The organism is Rhizobium favelukesii, from assembly GCF_000577275.2.
Lineage (GTDB): Bacteria > Pseudomonadota > Alphaproteobacteria > Rhizobiales > Rhizobiaceae > Rhizobium > Rhizobium favelukesii.
The window spans coordinates 1,174,715-1,193,122 of the sequence record NZ_HG916855.1; the positions used below are offsets into that span (position 1 = coordinate 1,174,715).

The 18,408-nt window shown below is 59.1% G+C and carries 17 protein-coding genes and 1 pseudogene; 11 read left to right on the forward strand and 7 right to left on the reverse strand.

Features of this window, described 5'->3' with window-relative positions:
• Window positions 1-26: 26 nt before the first annotated feature.
• The 3 genes from LPU83_RS69115 to LPU83_RS69125 all read left to right on the forward strand — a co-directional run bounded on the left by LPU83_RS69115 (window position 27) and on the right by LPU83_RS69125 (window position 2,500).
• Complete coding sequence (locus tag LPU83_RS69115) at window positions 27-212, forward strand: hypothetical protein (protein ID WP_024315158.1); 186 nt, start codon at window positions 27-29, stop codon at window positions 210-212.
• Between the two features lie 29 nt (window positions 213-241).
• On the forward strand, window positions 242-760 hold the full coding sequence (locus tag LPU83_RS69120) for a Dps family protein (RefSeq protein WP_024315159.1): 519 nt from the start codon (window positions 242-244) through the stop codon (window positions 758-760).
• An 84-nt stretch (window positions 761-844) separates the two neighbouring features.
• On the forward strand, window positions 845-2,500 hold the full coding sequence (locus LPU83_RS69125) for an FAD-dependent oxidoreductase (RefSeq protein ID WP_024315160.1): 1,656 nt from the start codon (window positions 845-847) through the stop codon (window positions 2,498-2,500).
• Window positions 2,501-2,508: 8 nt separating this feature from the next.
• Here LPU83_RS69125 and LPU83_RS69130 read toward each other — a convergent pair whose 3' ends face one another.
• From LPU83_RS69130 to LPU83_RS69150, 5 genes are all read right to left on the reverse strand, one after another.
• Window positions 2,509-3,396: a helix-turn-helix domain-containing protein gene (locus LPU83_RS69130; protein ID WP_024315161.1), complete on the reverse strand. Its 888-nt coding sequence runs from the start codon at window positions 3,394-3,396 to the stop codon at window positions 2,509-2,511.
• Window positions 3,397-3,521: 125 nt separating this feature from the next.
• Complete coding sequence (poxB, locus tag LPU83_RS69135) at window positions 3,522-5,258, reverse strand: ubiquinone-dependent pyruvate dehydrogenase (protein ID WP_024315162.1); 1,737 nt, start codon at window positions 5,256-5,258, stop codon at window positions 3,522-3,524.
• Between the two features lie 107 nt (window positions 5,259-5,365).
• Window positions 5,366-5,641, reverse strand: coding sequence for a UBP-type zinc finger domain-containing protein (locus tag LPU83_RS69140; RefSeq protein ID WP_082321355.1), 276 nt, complete (start codon window positions 5,639-5,641; stop codon window positions 5,366-5,368).
• A 36-nt stretch (window positions 5,642-5,677) separates the two neighbouring features.
• A complete protein-coding gene (locus LPU83_RS69145; RefSeq protein ID WP_082321356.1) occupies window positions 5,678-6,052 on the reverse strand; it encodes a response regulator transcription factor in 375 nt (124 codons plus the stop codon).
• 109 nt (window positions 6,053-6,161) lie between these two features.
• Window positions 6,162-6,875, reverse strand: coding sequence for a response regulator transcription factor (locus LPU83_RS69150; RefSeq protein WP_309475096.1), 714 nt, complete (start codon window positions 6,873-6,875; stop codon window positions 6,162-6,164).
• A gap of 124 nt (window positions 6,876-6,999) precedes the next feature.
• On the opposite strand from LPU83_RS69150, the gene LPU83_RS69155 reads away from it, so the two are divergent.
• The gene (locus LPU83_RS69155; RefSeq protein ID WP_024315166.1) at window positions 7,000-7,578 is read left to right on the forward strand and encodes a helix-turn-helix domain-containing protein; all 579 of its coding nucleotides are present in this window, start codon (window positions 7,000-7,002) and stop codon (window positions 7,576-7,578) included.
• Between the two features lie 13 nt (window positions 7,579-7,591).
• Window positions 7,592-8,443, forward strand: coding sequence for a LysR family transcriptional regulator (locus LPU83_RS69160; RefSeq protein WP_024315167.1), 852 nt, complete (start codon window positions 7,592-7,594; stop codon window positions 8,441-8,443).
• Window positions 8,444-8,454: 11 nt separating this feature from the next.
• Here LPU83_RS69160 and LPU83_RS69165 read toward each other — a convergent pair whose 3' ends face one another.
• On the reverse strand, window positions 8,455-9,951 hold the full coding sequence (locus LPU83_RS69165) for a mechanosensitive ion channel domain-containing protein (protein WP_024315168.1): 1,497 nt from the start codon (window positions 9,949-9,951) through the stop codon (window positions 8,455-8,457).
• Between the two features lie 183 nt (window positions 9,952-10,134).
• On the opposite strand from LPU83_RS69165, the gene LPU83_RS69170 reads away from it, so the two are divergent.
• The 6 genes and pseudogenes from LPU83_RS69170 to LPU83_RS69195 all read left to right on the forward strand — a co-directional run bounded on the left by LPU83_RS69170 (window position 10,135) and on the right by LPU83_RS69195 (window position 17,519).
• A complete protein-coding gene (locus tag LPU83_RS69170) occupies window positions 10,135-10,995 on the forward strand; it encodes an MBL fold metallo-hydrolase (protein ID WP_040680957.1) in 861 nt (286 codons plus the stop codon).
• The gene (locus LPU83_RS69175) at window positions 10,992-12,203 is read left to right on the forward strand and encodes an MFS transporter (protein ID WP_024315170.1); all 1,212 of its coding nucleotides are present in this window, start codon (window positions 10,992-10,994) and stop codon (window positions 12,201-12,203) included. Before LPU83_RS69170 ends, LPU83_RS69175 begins: the two co-directional genes overlap by 4 nt.
• Before the next feature lie 207 nt (window positions 12,204-12,410).
• Window positions 12,411-13,616: an MFS transporter gene (locus LPU83_RS69180; protein WP_024315171.1), complete on the forward strand. Its 1,206-nt coding sequence runs from the start codon at window positions 12,411-12,413 to the stop codon at window positions 13,614-13,616.
• 889 nt (window positions 13,617-14,505) lie between these two features.
• Window positions 14,506-16,769 (forward strand): annotated as a pseudogene (locus LPU83_RS69185) (CDC48 family AAA ATPase).
• A gap of 34 nt (window positions 16,770-16,803) precedes the next feature.
• Complete coding sequence (locus LPU83_RS69190) at window positions 16,804-17,046, forward strand: DUF2188 domain-containing protein (RefSeq protein ID WP_024315172.1); 243 nt, start codon at window positions 16,804-16,806, stop codon at window positions 17,044-17,046.
• Window positions 17,047-17,120: 74 nt separating this feature from the next.
• Window positions 17,121-17,519: a response regulator transcription factor gene (locus LPU83_RS69195; RefSeq protein WP_024315173.1), complete on the forward strand. Its 399-nt coding sequence runs from the start codon at window positions 17,121-17,123 to the stop codon at window positions 17,517-17,519.
• Here LPU83_RS69195 and LPU83_RS69200 read toward each other — a convergent pair.
• Window positions 17,510-18,148: a response regulator transcription factor gene (locus LPU83_RS69200; RefSeq protein ID WP_024315174.1), complete on the reverse strand. Its 639-nt coding sequence runs from the start codon at window positions 18,146-18,148 to the stop codon at window positions 17,510-17,512. The genes LPU83_RS69195 and LPU83_RS69200 overlap by 10 nt on opposite strands.
• Window positions 18,149-18,408 lie beyond the last annotated feature (260 nt).

The window sequence follows — 18,408 nt, forward strand, 5'->3', positions numbered from 1 at the left end:
CGAAACCTCAGAAGGAAATTCGAGACATGAATGGGAAAGTCTTTGAGATCGATCGCATCGTGCGCGACGGGATTGAATCCCTTCCCGAACGCGTTGATCTAAGCGCAGAACTTCCGCCGATCGCTGAAACCGAAGCGGACGCGGACCTGGACGAGGCCCTTGTGGAAACCTTCCGTGCCAGCGATCCGCTCGCCTCGGGGCGGACGGCCTGATCAACTTTCATCCAACAAGGACAAATTCCATGGAGCACAGTGTGAAATCCCGCCGTAGTGCCTCGCTGAAGACCCCGACCGGGCTGTCGCAGGAGGCAGTCAAGGATATTTCGGCCGGCGCTACGGCGCTGCTTGCGGATGTATTCGCCCTCTATCTCAAGACTAAGAATTTCCATTGGCATATGTCTGGTGCCAATTTTCGCGATTACCATCTTCTGCTTGATGAGCATGGCGACCAGCTGTTCGAAATCACCGACCCGCTCGCCGAACGGGTCCGCAAGCTGGGCGGTGAGACGTTGCGCTCGATCGGCGAGATCTCTCGTCTCCAGCGCATCAAGGACAACGACGCCGAATTCGTGCATCCGCACGAGATGCTGGCCGAGCTGCGCGATGACAACGGCGCGCTGGTGGCCAGCATGCGCTCGCTGCACGATACCTGCGACGAGCATTCCGATGTCGCAACCGCCAGCCTTCTCGAAAATTGGATCGATGAAGGCGAACGTCGCGTCTGGTTCCTCTTCGAAATTCTGCGCGGGACCAATTCCTGACAGGACGCGATGCCGCAACGGTGCCGGCCAGGGCGCTCGTATCGTTGCGGGTCTTACTTGCCGGAGCGATGAAGGACAGATGCCATGCACGACCTAGTTCCCGATCCGACGGATCCCTGGCTGCGTCCCGCACAGACGTTTCCCGCGCTGTTGGAGGAGATGATCGATCGGATCAAGTCTTACGGCGACGAGGAAGCGGTCGAAGAGGATCGGTATCTCTTTCGGCGTGGCGATCGCGCGATCGACTTTTTCCTGATGCTCGCTGGCGAGATGAAGATCTTTGCCGGCCACCCGATCAAGGGTGAAGACTATCTCTTCAGCTATGGCCGCGGTCAGTTCAGCGGCGAGCAGAATCTGTTCAACGACCGCAGCATTCTCTTTTCAGGTCTTGCGATGGCGGGGTCCCGTTTCATCCGTATTGGCCATGATCGTTTCCGATCATTCATGACTGGCGAGCCCGAGATCGGCGAGACCATTATTCGCGCCTATATCCTGCGCCGTGCCGGCTTTGTGCGTCACTGCAAGGGCGGCGGGTTGCTCATTGGTCATCGTGACGATGGCGAACTGCTCCGCATGCAGCGTTTCATGCTGCGAAATCTCTACCCCGTGGCCGTATTCGACCCCGAGCTCGAACCCGATTGTGGTGCAACACTATCCTCTCTTGGCGTCACGCAAACCGATATGCCGGTGTTGGTGAAGCCGGACCGCACGGTCCTGTCCCAGCTGTCAAACGAAGCATTGGCCGAAGAACTCGGTATCTTCGAACCGCCCGAGGAGGGCAGAGTATACGATGTCGCGGTGCTGGGGGCGGGACCCGCGGGTCTGGCCGCGGCCGTCTACGCCGCTTCCGAAGGGCTGAAGACCATCGTCCTGGAAGCCATGGCGCCGGGCGGACAGGCGGGCACATCGTCGAAAATCGAAAACTATCTCGGCTTTCCAACCGGCATTTCCGGATTGGCGCTGGCTGGTCGCGCTCATATCCAGGCGCAGAAATTTGGCGCGCGCCTTTGTGTGTCGCGTTCCGCCGTCTCGCTCGATTGCAACGTCGGCCCCTACGAGGTCGGGCTTAGCGACGAAAGGAGGTTGAACGCCCGCTCCATCGTCATTGCGACCGGCGCCCGTTATCGCAAGCTCGATGTGCCCGACTATCATCGCTTTGAAGGCCACGGGATCCATTATGCAGCGACAGCCATGGAGGCACAGTTCTGTGTTGCGCGCGACATCGTTATCGTCGGGGGCGGTAACTCTGCCGGTCAGGCCGCCATTTTCCTGTCGCGAACGGCGCGACAGGTACACATACTGATGCGTGGCGGCATCTCGTCAACGATGTCGGACTACCTCGTGCAACGGATCGAGCGTTCTCCTCGCATTTCCCTTCATCAGCATAGCGAAGTGACCGCACTGCACGGCGAGACGTCGCTGGAAGCTGTGAGCTGGATCGACCGCAGCACGGGAAAGTCGGAGAAAAGTCCGGCGACGAGCCTTTTCGTGATGATCGGAGCATCACCCAATACGGAATGGCTGAACGGCTGCGTGGCTCTCGACCGCAGCGGTTTCGTACAGACCGGCTATACTGTTGCGGACGGCGCTGACATCAGCCCTTACGCTGCCAGCCAGCCAGGTGTCTTCGCCGTTGGTGACGTTCGGGCCGGATCTGTGAAACGCGTTGCATCGGCTGTCGGAGAGGGGTCGGTCGTCATTTCCGCCATTCATCAGTACCTTTCCGCCTTGCAAGGATGAAAAACAGCTCAGGAAAGCCGGGCACGACGAAAGGCACCGGGTGCAATTCCCGTTGCCTTCACGAAAATTCGAGTGAATTCCGCGATGTCGGCAAACCCGCAAGCTGTTGCGATATCGCTGAGTGCCATTTTTGACACCAGCAGCATCGTCCGCGCCTTGGAGATCCGGTGGTTCATCAGCCAGTCATGCGGGCTCTGCCCCGTCGTCAGGTGGAAGGCGCGGATGAAGGCGACGCGCGACAGCCCACACGCGTCTGCCGCATGATCGATAGATGCCTCGCCGGGAAGAGCGGTGGCAAGATAGTCCTTGGCCTTGGCTTCTTGCGAAGCCGACAGCAGCAGGCGCCGGCCGCTAAGGGGCGTAGGACGGTTTCCGTAGGTCTGCAGAAGATGGATTCCAATCGCCGCTGAAAGTTGGTCGACCAGCAGGGGGCTTGTCAGAACCGCTCTTTCCTGGATAGAAAACATCGCGCGCGCAAGCCCGCCCAGGACCGGATCAGGCTTTGCGATAGCGTCTGTTAGATCAGGAATGCCGCTGACGTCGGCACCATGGGCGATCCGCTCCAGATCAGCCGACGAAATTTCCATCAGAATAAAACTGAATGATCCCTTGAGGTCGGCTTTGTAATCCTCGGCAAAATTCCGAAGGTAGATCGAATTTTCCTCAAAATCGTAAAACGTCGCGTGATGCTCGCTAAAAATGCGCCGTTTGTGGCCGCCCATCAGCGACAGTCCGATCAGGTATCCGCGATCGCTGGCCGATGTCGAGACTTGGCCAAGGGAGATTGCATCGGACGCCTTGCGATAGAAGTTTATATTGCGGCCCGCAATTTGTCTGTCGTCGTCGAGTTTGCCCAACTGACATCCGAAAGCGTCGGTCTTGGCCGGAGATTTCATGCCGAGGTCCCGTTGTTCCAAAGCCGTCACCGCTACCTTTAGCCGTTGATGATATGGGTCCAATTGCCCACATTAGAGGAACGATGTCAAAGACGGACCGAACTTATCGGGATCTATTGGATGTCTCAGTGCCACAGGTTCTCCCGGGCAAGATCGAGTATCTCGTTGCCTCGACCATTGAACACCGCCTTCACCATGTAAAGTGTGAAGCCTTTTGCCATTTCGGCGTTGATGGATGGCGGTATCGGCAGTTCGGTGCGTGCCACCACAGCATCGATGAGGACCGGGCCGTCATGGGCAAGCGCTTCGCGGACGGCCGCCTCGACGTCGCCTGGATCCTCCACCCGAATGCCTTTGATGCCGATCGCTTCCGCCATGGCGGCAAAATTAGGATTCTCTAGCCCTGTGCCGGTCGGCAGAAAGCCGGTTGATTTCTGCTCGACTTCGACAAATCCCAGCGTTGAATTGTTGAACACAACGATTTTTGCGGGCAGCTTCAACTGAGCAAGGCTCAGAAAATCCCCCATCAGCATCGCAAATCCGCCATCGCCGGACATCGAAATGACCTGTCTTTGCGGAAATGTCGACTGGGCTCCGATAGCCTGCGCCATGGCATTGGCCATCGAGCCATGCCAAAAGGAACCAACGAGCCGTCGCTTGCCGTTCATCGTGAGATAGCGCGCCGCCCACACCGTCGGCAGGCCAACGTCGCAGGTGAAGATCGCGTCATCGGAGGCAAGGTCACTCAGCGCCTTGGCGATCTGCTGAGGGTGGATGACCTTACCGCCCGGCTTGCCGACGGCCGCGTCGTCAAGATCCCGGCGGGTGCGGCGGTAATGATCGAGCGCCTTGTCCAAATGCTTGCCGTCGTTGCCCCCTTTGAGAAGGGGGAGGAGGGCGATTGCGGTGGAGCGGACGTCGCCCACCAATGCAACATCCACCGGCGCGCGGCGTCCGAGATGGCCGGGACGGATATCGATCTGGGCAATCTTTACATCCTTGCCGCGAGGATAGAACTGTCGGTAGGGAAAATCGGTCCCGAGCATCAGAAGCGTGTCGCAGTCGGTCATGGCGTAATAGCCTGAGGCGAAACCGATCAGACCCGTCATGCCGACGTCGTAAGGATTGTCGTATTCCACATGCTCCTTGCCCTTCAACGCGTGCACGATCGGTGCCTTAAGCCGCTCGGCAAGCGCCAGTATTTCGTCATGGGCGCCGGCACAGCCCGAACCGCACAACATCGTGATTTTGCTGCCGGCGTTAAGAAGTGCAGCCAGGGTCTTAAGGTCGTCTGGTGCGGGCGTGACAATGGCTTGGCGTGGCAGCAGCCCCTGCGGCTTTGGCCGGGTGGGTGAAACAGCCTTTAGCAGCGCCACATCCCCCGGAATGACGACGACCGAAACACCCCGATCGCCCACTGCGTGGCGAATGGCGATTTCCAGGGTACGCGGCATTTGGTCGGCGCTGGAGATGAGTTCGCAATAGGTGCTGCATTCTCGAAAGAGATCTTGTGGATGGGTCTCTTGAAAATAGCCCGAACCAATCTCCTGGGACGGAATGTGGGCCGCGATCGCCAGAACGGGCACCTTGGAGCGATGAGCATCGAAAAGACCGTTGATGAGATGGAGGTTGCCGGGCCCGCAGCTTCCGGCGCAGACGGCAAGAGTTCCAGTCAGGTGAGCCTCGGCGCTGGCTGCGAATGCACCGGCTTCCTCATGGCGCACGTGGATCCACTCGATGACGCCTTGGCGGCGGATAGCATCTGTAATGCCGTTCAAGCTATCACCCACGACGCCATAGATGCGACGGACACCTGCTGCAGCAAGCGTGGCGGCAAACTGGTCTGCAATCGTATCCGACATGGTGGTTCTCCGTAATCTAAGCGAGACAGATATGCTGTAAATGAAGATATCGTGGCGAGAAGATCGCGTCTTGGACCGACCTCTTGGTCTTTGAGGATCGGGCTGATTCAGACGTAGCGCGGGATGTGACCGGTCTGTGGCGTCTGGTCGGGCAGGTCGATGATTTTCTCGTCGATGTAACACCATCCCCAACCCTCAGGTGGGCCGTAGTCCTCCATGATGGGATGGCCGCTGGCATGGAAATGATCGCTTGCATGTTTTCTGATGGACTGGTCGCAGCCGACATGGCCGCATTCGCGGCAAAGTCTCAGATGCACCCATGTCAAACCCTGTTCGAGGCATTCTTGGCAGCCAGGAGTGCGGGGTGCGACAGATCGTACCAGCCTCGAATGTGTGCAATGCGAACCATAAGCGGCTTCCTATTCTTGTGACCGCGATGCTTTCGCGCTTGCGATGCAACTGATGAGAGCGTCGGCCCGGAATGGCTTTTGCAGGATGCAGACGTCTTCGCCCACCCGTGCCCTGACTGCTTTTTCTGCAAAGGATGTAATAAAGATAACAGGCGTTTCGACATTCTGCGATCGCAGCCGTTCGTAAAGATCAATCCCGCTCATTCCGGGCATATGAACATCGGAGATGATGCATAGGCAGCGCGTAGCGTCCCCGATCTGAAGAAACTCCTCGGCGGATGCGAAGGTACGTACCTCAAAACCAAGCGACCGCAACAGACTACTGGTCGCGCGACGAACAGTCCCTTCGTCATCGATAACAGAAACAATCTCTGGAAATTTCACGGGAGACAAAGCCAATCTCTGCGGGACCTGGTTGTTCGAGAATTGCCTTCAGTATGCATTTTTCAAATCGCCAGTGAAATTATACAGGAGTTTATCGGCCAATTTGCTCCTATTTTTCCTGCGTCGAGAGGCCCAAGGCGGCCGCCATGCGCACCAGATCGGCGAAAGTTTTCGCGACCATCTTTCGGCTGATCTTGCCGCGGTGGATTTTCACCGTGATTTCGCTGACGCTTAATTCGCCAGCAATCTGCTTGTTCATCAGGCCGGCGGTTGCCATGGTCATGATCTCTTGCTCGCGCGCCGTCAGGCTGTTGAAGCGCAACCGCAATTCGCTGTCGAATTTATCCTGGCGATGCATCTGCCGCTTCTTCTCGATGGCCGCCGCCACCGCGTCGAGCAGATCCTGGTTGCGGAAGGGTTTGGCAAGAAAATCAGCCGCTCCGGCCTTCATGGCGCGCACCGTCATCGGGATGTCACCATGCCCGGTGACGAAGACAATCGGAATGTTGATGTCTTTCTCATTCAGCTTCAGTTGGAAATCGAGACCGCTCATAAATGGCAGGCGCACGTCAAGGATAAGGCAGCTCGCATCCGGCAGGGAAGAGTCGTCGTAAAGGTCCTGAGCAACGGCGAATGTCTTTGCCGCATAGCCCACAGAGCGCAGCAGGCTATCAAGCGACTGCCGCACACTCTGTTCATCATCAAGGACCAGGACGAGTGGGCTTTCCGACATGAAGCGCTTTTGATTGCGTGTAATTTTGAGGGCGTGGGCGATCTTGAAAGATCTATCTAACCACGGACGCTCAGCTTCACAATCATACATAGGTATGCTGCGTTAAAACTGATGTGTGCGCAAATGCGATGACAGTACGATTCCGCGGAACATGGACCTGATCTCAATATGGAACGAGCCAAAAGCGCTTCAAATGTTTCAAAGGAGATCCAAGATGCCCGGCAACGCAGCCGTTCTTGAACGTCCCACGGCCCGGATTGAAATCAACGACGTCAACCATGAAATGTCGAATGAAATATCAAGGCTGCTTCTGGGGGCCATTACCTGCGTCGAAAAGGATGAGGCCGTGGCAATCGATCTCGTCAAGAGGGCCTCGACGCTTTTGGGCCCATTCGTTTTGACCGACGCGGTGCCGATAAGTGACCGGATCATGATGGGCGGCTTGGCCCCCTGGCAAGTCAACCGCATCGATGCCTATATCGAAGAGAATATTTCGCGGACGATCTCGCTCGACGAGCTCGCCCAACTGGTCAGGCTAAGCACAAGCTATTTTTCCGCCGCCTTCAAGGTAAGTTACGGCAGCTCGCCTCACAATCATATCATTTCGCGTCGTGTCGAGCATGCCAAGTACCTCATGCTGCACAGCCATGCGCCGCTTTGCGAAATCGCACTTGATTGCGGCCTTTCCGACCAGGCGCATCTGTCACGCATCTTCCGCCGCATGACGGGAACCACGCCCAGTGCCTGGCGGCGCTACCGCACCCGACCAAATCCTTTCCAGCTCTCTGCCTGACGACAGGCGTGACATGGAATGGAGTGACATCAAAATCTTTCTGGCCGTTGCGCGCGCCTCCACCCTGGGAGGGGCGGCCCGTTCCTTGCGGCTAAGCCACCCAACGATTGGACGCAGGTTGAGGTCGCTCGAGGAAGCAACCGGCCAGACCCTGTTCCAGCGCAGCGCCGACGGTTTTGTGCTGACCGACGAGGGTGCCGCCGTCCTGTCGCTCGCTGAGCAGATGGAGGAGAGTGCCCTTACAATGGAGCGACGGCTCGCGGGGAAGGAAGGCAAGCTCGAAGGCTTGCTGCGCATCTCATCGGCGGACTGGTTTGGCGGCTATGTGCTGCCGCCGGTCGTTGCTGCTTACCGCGCCGCCTATCCCGACGTCCTCGTCGAGCTTTTGACGGGCACCAGATTGTTCAGCCTATCCCATCGCGAAGCAGACCTCGTCTTCCGCATTGTTCCTTTCGCCGAGCCGGACATCGTCCAGCGCCGCCTCGTCACAATGCGCTACGGCGTCTATATGCGGCGCGACAGGGTCGATCCGGTCATCGGTGATGGTTCAGGCTTCCAGCTCATCACCATGGACGCGTCGCTTGGCAGTTTCCCCGATACAGCCTGGTTGGTCGACCGTTTTCCCAATGCGTCCGTCGGCTTGCGAAGCAACAGCCGCCATGTGCAGGCGCATCTGTGCGAAGAGGGATTGGGTCTTGCGGTCCTCCCGCGCCCCGTTGGCGACCGGCTCGCGGGTCTGCGCCGATTGGAACTGCCGGACGATCCTCCCGAACGCGAGATCTGGATGGGGTATCACCGCGATCTGCGGCGGCTCGGACGTCTGCGCGCCTTTGTCGACATGGTTGTATCGATACTAGCGCGTTGAGCGCCGCCCCATCAGATCACCGGATGATGCTGCAGCTGAAACAAATGTCGAATCCGCCTGGCGAGGCTCTCGGGATGTTCCGTCCGGGGTCCATCAAGACCCGCAAGATGCCGTTCGTCTTCCAGGCGATGTGCCAGAGTCATGCCAAGCTCTTCGGCTAGCGCCGGACGGTTACGCATGATTTCTGCCAAGGGAGCGGCGGACACCTCGTAGGCTACCACGAAGGTCAGCGCGCGGATTGTTCCAGGCTCTTCCGCTCCAATCAGAACGCCACGCTCGCCGAAGAAATCGCCAGGGGATAGGCGGTTGAGCTCGGTCGTCATGCCAGCCTCATGCCGTTCAACGACGACGACGCCGTTGTGAATCAGGTTAAGACATGGTGCCTTGATACCCTGCGTGATGATCTCGGTTCCCTTTCCATATGTCCGGCGGACGAGCGACGAGGCGAGAATTTCGAATTCCTCCTCCGTCAGCGTCGAGAAGAGCGTCATCGCCTTCAGGAGACGCCAGGGCGCCTTTGCGGGATCAGGCTGAGATGCGGACGTTTGCCAAACCGGTCGCATCAGCGTCAGATCGGCGGCTGAAAGAGGAACATCTGCGGCCTGCGTGTGACGATAAATGAGATCGTAGATCTCATTCGTCGCGGCGGCAGCCTGGCCGGCGTCGTGCACCCGGAAGGAGAGCTCAACGTCTATCCCGTGGCTGTCGAGGCCCTTGATCGCGACAAGCGGAGCGGGGTTGCGCAGGATGCGGTTACTCGACAGGAGAACGGTCCCCAGAAGCTGCTCAATCGCAGCCGGCGGACGGATGGGCAGCAACTTGATGGCTATGGTGACGCCATGGGTCTCGTCGGGACCGTTGAAATTGACGAGCTGGGTCTTGGCAAGCATGCTGTTGGGAATGACCACGAGGTCGTTGGTGGCGTTGAGAAGATGCGTCGCACGCCAGTTGGTCTCCATCACGCGGCCCTGCACACCGTCCGGAAGGATGATCCAGTCGCCGACCGAATAGGGTCGCCCAAGATTGAGGGCGATGCCGGAAAAGACATCGGACAAGGTGCTCTGCAAGGCAAGACCGAGAATAACGGCAAAGACGCCGGAGGTCGCGATGAGCGTGCCGACGGGGACGCTGAATACATAGGCGACCACCGACAGGGCTGCACCGACATAAATGATCCCGGCAAGCAGGTCCTGTGCCAGTCTTGCTTCCCGCGGCCGGTGCTCGAAGATCAGGAACAGGCGCACCGAGCTTACCAGCATCATCGCACCGCCGAGCCACCAGATCGCCTTAGCTAACCCAAAGAAGAGCCTGTGCCAAAGATCGGACGACGGCTGTGTGGTGGAATAGGGCTCGACACCGTTCATCAGCAGCAATGCGCTGAGCAGCAGAAAGAAAATCAAGTTGCCGACAAATCTGAGGACACCGTGGCTCGATAGGGCAAGCTGCACCAGAATCAGACCGGCAATGAGGGCGATGATGTGAAGAATGGGATCAAAAATGAACTGCATAGGACCATCTCGCTGGTGGCAACAGGTCCGGGTACCGAATTTTCGGGTTTCAGGCTTGCAGGCTTCGCCTGTTTTTAGCGTTTTGCGCCTTACAAAAATGAACGGCCTTATTCCAAAATCGTCAGTTTTAAATGGCGCTGTCGTCGACGACATCTGTCGCATCAGACAACAGGAGTTCAAGCGATGACACAGCCATTGGATTTTCACAGCTTTCGCCACGGCCAGTTCGACATCACCGTTCTGTCCGACGGCCCGATCACGCTCGGTGGCGAAATCTTCGCGCCGGAAGGCAATCCCGACGAGAGGGCAGAGATTGTGGTTCGGCTGGAGGGTGCCGACAATACGGCTGCAGCGCAATCCAACATCCCCCTTATCGTCACTGGCAACGAGATGATCATCGTCGACGTCGGAGCTGGCAACCGCTTCCAGCCAAGCGAGGGCAGACTTGAAGCAAACCTCGACGCGATAGGCGTGAAGGCACATGACGTTACGACAGTCATCATCTCGCACGCTCACCCGGATCATATGTGGGGCATTACCCGCGACGACGGGACGCTCCGCTTTGCCAACGCCAGATATTATGTCGGGCGCACAGAATGGGAATTCTGGATGGGGGAAGCAGCCGATGCTCTGCCTGAAGTGCTGCAGCCCTTCGTGGCCGGCGCCCGCCGAGAACTTTCTGCCATTGCAGATCGAGTAAAGCTAGTCGAAGACTGTGACGAGATCGTACCCGGTCTAAAGGTGCTCGCCACCCCGGGTCATACGCCTGGTCACATATCTCTCGTGCTGAACGGCGATGTACCGCTCATCATCACCGTGGATGCGACGGCAAGCGATATCGTCTCCTTTGAGCATCCAGACTGGAGCTTCGGCTTCGACATGGATCCCGGCAGAGCACGCGAAACCCGCCGGGTACTGCTTGATCGCGCCGTCGCCGACAACGCAAAACTGCTCGGCTATCATTGGACCTATCCGGGCGTCGGCCGCGCGACGAAGAACGGCGAAACTTACCAGTTCCATGGTGCCGTGAGGTCCGCGTCATGACGCGACGCACCCTTGGTCGGAACGCAAGTCTGGCAACGGCAGCCGCCGTTGTTGCCCACACGATCTGGACCAGCGCGGCTCCCGCGCTGACTTACCCCCTCTATGCTTCTCAATGGCATCTGACGCCCTTCGAGACGACCGCGATCTTCGCGATCTACCCGGTCTTCGTGGTCGTGGTGCTGGTCGTCTTCGGCAATCTCTCGGATTATATTGGCCGGCGCGAAACAATGATGCTGGGACTTGTGGCCTCTGCCCTTGGCTCCTTTATCTTCTCGGTCGCGCCTGGCATTGGTTGGATTTATGTCGGACGCGCCTTTATGGGGATCGGCGTTGGTCTAGCGGCAGGGCCTTCGGCCGCCGCTGTCGTCGAATTCAGTGCGCCCCGTCGTGCCGCTCAGGCAGGCAGTGTAACGGCCGCCGCCCAGGCCATCGGCATGACGGCCGCCGCTCTTGTCGGAGGCGCGCTTATCCAATACGCACCCTTGCCGACCCGGCTGAACTTCATTGTGCTCACCTTCGTGCTGCTTGTCTTGCTTGCCGTCACGTCGAGGCTGCCAAACTACACCTCGTCGCGGGCGGCGGGGAAATGGCATCCACGGGTGCCCGCCATCCCGAACGGGTTCTTTTCGACGTTCGTGACGGCTACGGCAGCCGTAACGGCTTCCTACGTGCTTGGAGCCATGACGCTGTCACTTGGCGCGCAGGTAGCGCGGGATGTGATTGCCTCCGTCAATGCGCTGGTGAATGGCGGCACGATAGCGCTATTCGCAGTCTTTTCAGCGCTCGTCACCGTGCCGGCGCGGCGTATGCAGACAAGCCGTGTGCTGCAGATGGGCATTGTGATCGCTATCGTCTCATCGGCGTTGCTCGCGGCTGCAGCCGTGCTTCATTCGCTCCTGCTCTACACGATTGCGCAGGCCGGGTCTGGTATGGCCTACAGCCTGCTGTTGCTCGGTGGCCTATCCTTGATCACCGCACATGCTCCCGTCACCCACCGTGGCGCGACACTGTCGGCGCTCTTCCTGATTGCGTATCTTGGCCAGGCCGTCGTAGCGCTGTCTCTTGGCAAGATCGCCACCTCCAGCGGTCTCGCCGCGGCGGTTGAGGTCGGCGTCGTGACCGTTGCGACACTTGCGGTCGTCACACTGCTTCTCGATACGGTGCGCCGCAGGGAGGCGTCCGCCAGACAGGCGCGGGCACATCGATAAGAAAGACCCGGCCGCAGGTGCGGCAATCGCAGATCGATCCAAAATCAACCGCCGGAGACAAGACCTGTCGCCGTCGGCCCGTCATAACCGGAACATTCTCATCAAGCCAAGCAACTGAGTGAAGCTCTTGAAACGACAAATGACGTCTCAGGGGTTGCCGTGGTCTGGCTTGTCCTCGGGCTAAAAGCTCCTAGAAAGGCAACGACCATGACAACGAATCTTCAACCATCAGCCGGTTCCGTCCGATTGGGCAAGCCGGCTCTGTATGCCATGGCGGCGGCGAGCGGCATTGCCGTTGCCAACATCTACTACAATCAGCCGATGCTCGGCATCATCGAAGCCGAATTCGCGCATCAGCCGATCACCGGCTTCATTCCCACGGCGACGCAACTCGGCTACGCGCTTGGACTGTTCTTTCTGCTGCCACTCGGCGATATCGTCCACCGTCGCCGCCTGATCATCGCGCAGTTCGTCATCCTGGCCGCAGCGCTTACCGTGGCCGCCGCTGCACCCGGTGCCTGGGCGCTGTGCGCAGCATCACTTGCCGTCGGCGCCAGCGCTACTGTCGCCCAGCAGATCGTCCCGCTGGCGGCAACGCTTGCCGCGCCGGAAGAACGCGGCGCGACGATCGGCACTGTTATGGCGGGCGTCCTGTCCGGTATTCTCATCAGCAGAACCTTGTCGGGTTTCGTAGGCGAACACGCAGGCTGGCGCGACATGTTTTGGATTGGCGTCCCCCTCGCGCTCGGCGCGGCAGTCCTTATGTATTTCACGCTTCCCGCACACCGGCCGACCTCGCGTATGCAGTACGGCATGGCGATCGGCTCGCTCGCCCATCTTTGGAAGCGCGAAAGGGCGCTGCGCTCGGCCGCACTGATGCAAGCGGCCTTGTTTGGCTCATTCACGGCCTTCTGGACGATCCTTGCGCTCTATCTGCAGACGCCACGCTTCAATCTCGGAGCTGATGTCGCCGGCCTTTTTGGTATCGTCGGTGCTGTCGGCGTCTTCGCCGCCCCGCTTGCCGGCCGAATCGCCGACCGGCGCGGCCCGCATTTCGTGGTATGGCTCGGTGCCTTGCTGACGCTCGCTGCCTGGATCATTTTCGGGCTGTGGGCCTCTATTGCCGCCCTCGTTATCGGCGTAATCGTGCTGGATTTTGGCATCCAGAGCGCACTCGTTTCGAATCAGCATATCGTCTACGCACTTGATCAGGAAGCGCGCAGCCGCCTGAACACCATCTTCATGACGTCGATGTTTCTCGGGGGTGCCGCCGGTGCCGCATTGGCAACTGCTGCATGGGGCTATGCCGAATGGCTGGGTGTCAGCCTGCTCGGGGTCACGCTTGCCGTCATTGCGCTTGGCGTGCGAATCATCGATCATCGCGCCCGCCCGGCCCCCGGCGGGGCACATTGACAATCAGACAGTCGAGGCCTGCTGACAAGCCTCTTCGCCGCCTCCTTCTCCGGTACGAAGGTGCCGATGTGAAAGTTCACAAGCACTCAAGGAGTTGCGTGGCGGCGCTGGTTGTCGAAAAGAATCTCTCCAACATTAAAATGCCCATAGGCTGCCAACATCCTTCGTGGATCCAAGTGACTGTCCGTGAGCGTGCCGACGTCAAACGCGATGGTATATTTTCGCCGATTCCTGATCAAAACCTTCTCACGAGAGCGATCTGACGGAAGCGGTTGATGTCTTCGCGATGGATCGGCTGAGGGGCCGAAGAGACTTCGTCGCCCAGGGTTGCAGGCTCACTGCCAGCCTCTGAACTGGGCCCGCATCGTCTCTGGCAGGGGTGTCCCGTAGTCGTCTTTTCGTCTCGTACTTTTCCTCGCAATGGATAAAGAAAGACCGCCCGGGGCGGCCGCCGGGCGGTCTGGCGGATCGTCGATCCGCAGGCTTCGGAGGGGATGCGAAGCCTGGAGGTAGCGAGAGGAGGATCGCTACACGCCTCTGTCTGAGGCGATGTAAAGACCCTATCAACCAGAGCGCATTTCAAAAATCATACTAGGGTCGGGAAATCCCATACATGGGTATGAGAGCAGGTTGCCTGAGGTTTCTGTACCTTTTTTCGACAGAAGGAATGTCCACGGAACGGAGAAATCGACAATACCCGCAGACAGGTCTTTCGATATCGGTCGGCATAGCTTCGACAAAGGAGAGGTCGACATGGCTCGAGGTCGCAGTCCGCATTGTCGTGGAAAAGACCGGCAGTCGCATTCGCGGCTTCTTTGCTCGAATGATCCCGCAGAACTCGCAGTGCGAAGCCTCGCCTTCATCCCAAGCATTCGAAAAGGCAAACATCATGGCAGTGTCCGAAGACGGCCAACTTAAGCTCCAAGTGGCTAATATCCGGCCGCAAGAATCCGGCCTCGGCTTTGCACGGCTCGGCCCTGCGGCGTTGCACCAACTGGGCGTCCAGGAGGGCCAGATCCTCGAGATCACTGGGAAACGCCATACGGCGGCGCTGGCAATGCGCGCCTACGGTGAGGACGAGGGCCTTAACATCATCCGCCTAGATGGCCTGCAGCGTGTCAACGCTGGTGCGTCGAGCGGTGATTATGTTGAGGTACGCAAAGCGGACGTTCGCCCGGCGACCAAGGTCGTCCTGGCGCCGGCGCAGAAAAACCTGCGCTTGCAAGGCTCTGGGGATGCCTTGAAGCGGTCCTTCCAGCATCGGCCCATGACATCGGGCGATGTCGTTTCGACCTCTGCCCAGCAGCGTGTTAATGGCCGAGACGCCGGCGACATGGTGCGCAATATGCTCGATCTGCCGGCCTACGGCCTGCAGGAAATCCGTCTCGTCGTTGTCTCGACACAGCCCCGCGGCATTGTGCAGATGACCGAGGAAACAGTCGTCGAGCTGCGACCGCAATTCGAAGAGCCGAAGGAGGCGCGGCGTGCTGATGTAACCTACGATGATATCGGTGGGCTCGGCAATTCCGTTGATCAGGTGCGCGAGATGGTGGAATTGCCGCTACGCCATCCGGAACTCTTCCAGCGGCTAGGTATCGATCCACCGAAGGGCGTGCTGCTGCATGGACCGCCGGGCACCGGCAAGACGCTGCTTGCCCGCGCCGTCGCCAATGAGACAGAAGCGCACTTCTTTCACATTGCTGGTCCCGAAATCATGGGCAGCCGCTATGGAGAGTCGGAAGAGCGGTTGCGACAGGTCTTCCATGAGGCGGCACAGAATGCGCCCTCGATCATTTTTATCGACGAGATCGATTCCATTGCGCCCAAACGCGAGCAGGTGACCGGTGAGGTCGAGCGTCGCATCGTCGCGCAACTGTTGACGCTGATGGATGGGCTGGAGCCGCGCCAGAACATTGTCGTCATCGGCGCTACCAACCGCCGCGACGCCATCGACGAGGCACTACGCCGTCCGGGCCGTTTCGACCGCGAGATCGTCATCGGCGTTCCGGATCAGAAAGGGCGGCGCGAGGTGCTTGCCATTCACACCCGCGGCATGCCGCTCTCTGACGATATCGATCTCGACGAGATTGCGCGCACGACCTACGGCTTCGTAGGTGCCGATCTTGGCGCGCTTGCTCGCGAGGCAGCCATGGACTCGCTGCGCCGGGTTCTGCCGGACATCAATCTGCGTGAAGGCATTCCTCCTGAAGTGATCGAAAAGCTGAGCGTTTGCCAGGACGACTTCCTAAGTGCGATGAAACGCATCCAGCCCTCCGCACTGCGCGAGATCATGATTCAGGCACCGGACGTGCGGTGGAGCGACATTGGCGGCCTCGACGAGGCGCAGATGCGACTTCGCGAGGGCGTGGAACTGCCGTTGCGGTCGCCGCAATCCTTCAAACGCATTGGTATCCGTCCGGCCAAAGGGTTCCTCCTCTTCGGCCCGCCGGGCACCGGCAAGACCTTGCTTGCCAAGGCTGTTGCCCGCGAGGCCGAGGCCAATTTCGTTGCGACCAAATCATCGGACCTGCTCTCGAAGTGGTATGGCGAATCCGAGCAGCAGGTATCACGCCTGTTTGAACGCGCCCGGCAAGTGGCGCCAACGGTGATCTTCATCGATGAGATCGACTCGCTGGCGCCGGCCCGCGGCGGCGGGTTTGGAGAACCGGCGGTGACGGAACGCGTGGTCAACACGCTGCTGGCCGAAATGGACGGGCTGGAAGACATGCGGGGCGTGGTGGTAATGGCGGCGACAAACCGGCCGAACCTGCTCGATCCGGCTCTTCTGCGTCCCGGTCGTTTCGACGAACTCGTCTATGTGCCTGTGCCGGACGGTGGCGGACGACGCAAGATCTTGGCATCCACACCAAGAAGATGCCGCTCGCTGGAGATGTCGATCTTGACGATCTGGCCGAACGGACGCAACGCTTCACCGGTGCCGATCTGGAAGACCTCTGCCGGCGCGCCGGTCTGATTGCGTTGCGCGAATCTCTCGATGTGAGCAAAGTTGCCGCTTCGCATTTCGCCAAAGCCCTCCAGGAGGTCCGTGCTTCGGTCACTCCAGAAGTCGAACGGGAATATGTGGAGATGCTGCGTACGTTGAGGCAGGAAAGCCCGCAGCGCAAGCAGATCGGCTTCGTCCCCCTTGGCTAGGCTATTCACTGACAACAATTCAGCAGGAGTTCCCATGCGTCTTACATATCACATCGATCGCCATGATGGCGGTTGGGCCTATCGTCTGAATGATGTCTGGTCGGAGCCTTATCCAACCCACGAGGCCGCCCGGGCTGCAGCCCATGCCGCGGCTAGGAGGCAGCAGATCGAAGGCCGGGACGCCGAAATCACCTTCCAGTCCGAAGACGGCACGTGGCACACCGAACATGTCGCCGGCGGAGATCGCCCGGAAGCCGACGTAATCGATGGGCGGTAAGTCCGTTAGTGCATGTGCCGGGCCACAGCTGAAACCAGTCTTGGAGGCATCGGTACGGTGCAAAGGAGACCGCGATGCCGTCGAGGCCATTGATCGGAATTGTCGATGACGACGCAGACATTCTTGCTGCCCTGAGCAGTCTCGTCCGGTCGCTGGGCTATTGCGCGGAATGCTTCAGCTTGGCGAGCCAGTTGCTCGACCACTCCGATCTCGACACGTTCTCTTGCGTGCTTAGCGACATCCATATGCCGATGATGAGTGGTCTTGCTCTTACCCTTAGGCTGCGCGAAGTGGCGCCTGGATTGCCGGTGATCCTGATGACCGGCCGCACCGATCCGCACCTTGAGGAGAGAGCCTATGGCTGTGGAGCGATCTCCTTCATCGCCAAGCCTTTCTCGCTCGACGTCCTCGCTGCCAATCTCGACGGGGCACTTGCCATGCACTCAACAGGTCGGAACGACCTTCAGCTTTGAATGAGCGTATCGTGGAGCTTTAGGAGTTCTGCCATTTTGACCAGATCGGCAAGGGTACGGGCCTCCATTTTGCGCATTGCCGAACCACGGTGAATCTTGACGGTGACTTCGCTGAGCGACAGCTTTCCCGCCACCTGCTTGTTCATGAGGCCGGTTGTCACTAGCGCCATCACCTGCTTCTCGCGAAGGCTAAGCTCGGCATAACGGTTGCGAAGCGCAGCTAGTTCGCTGTCGCCCGCCCGTCGCTCTCGGTCTAGCTGTAGCGCCGCTGACACTGCGTCGAGCATATCCTGATCGCGGAACGGTTTCGCCAGGAAATCCACGGCACCCGCCTTCATTGCCCGCACGGTCATCGGAATGTCGCCGTGACCGGTCATGAGGACGATTGGAACGAAAGCACCGCTTTTCGCCAGCTGATCCTGAAAATCGAGACCGCTGATGCCGGGCAGGCGGACGTCGACGACAAGACAGCTCAAGACATCCGGCCTCTTAGCCTCCAGAAAATCCTTTGCGGACCCGAAAGACCGTGTCTTTAGGCCGACCGATCGGAAGACGCTGTCGAGCGAAAGCCGTAACTCCTCGTCATCGTCGATGATATAGATGAGCGGGCCTTCAGTCGTGTTTGACATTGCTTGATCCTATTCTTTCGCACTAGCAGGACAAAGAGGCAGGCGGGAGCCGAAGCGAGCGCCCAAATGTGGAGAGGATGCAGTTCGATCGTGCTGTCATGTGCCTCGATGATGGACCGGCAGATTGCAAAGCCGAGCCCGGTGCCTGTTTTGTTGCTTGTTTAAAAGCTCTCGAATAGTTTGTCGCGCATCTCGGGATCGACGCCTGCACCGCTTTCTTCCATTTAGACGCTCACAAAAGGCTCCTGTTCGCGGCGGCT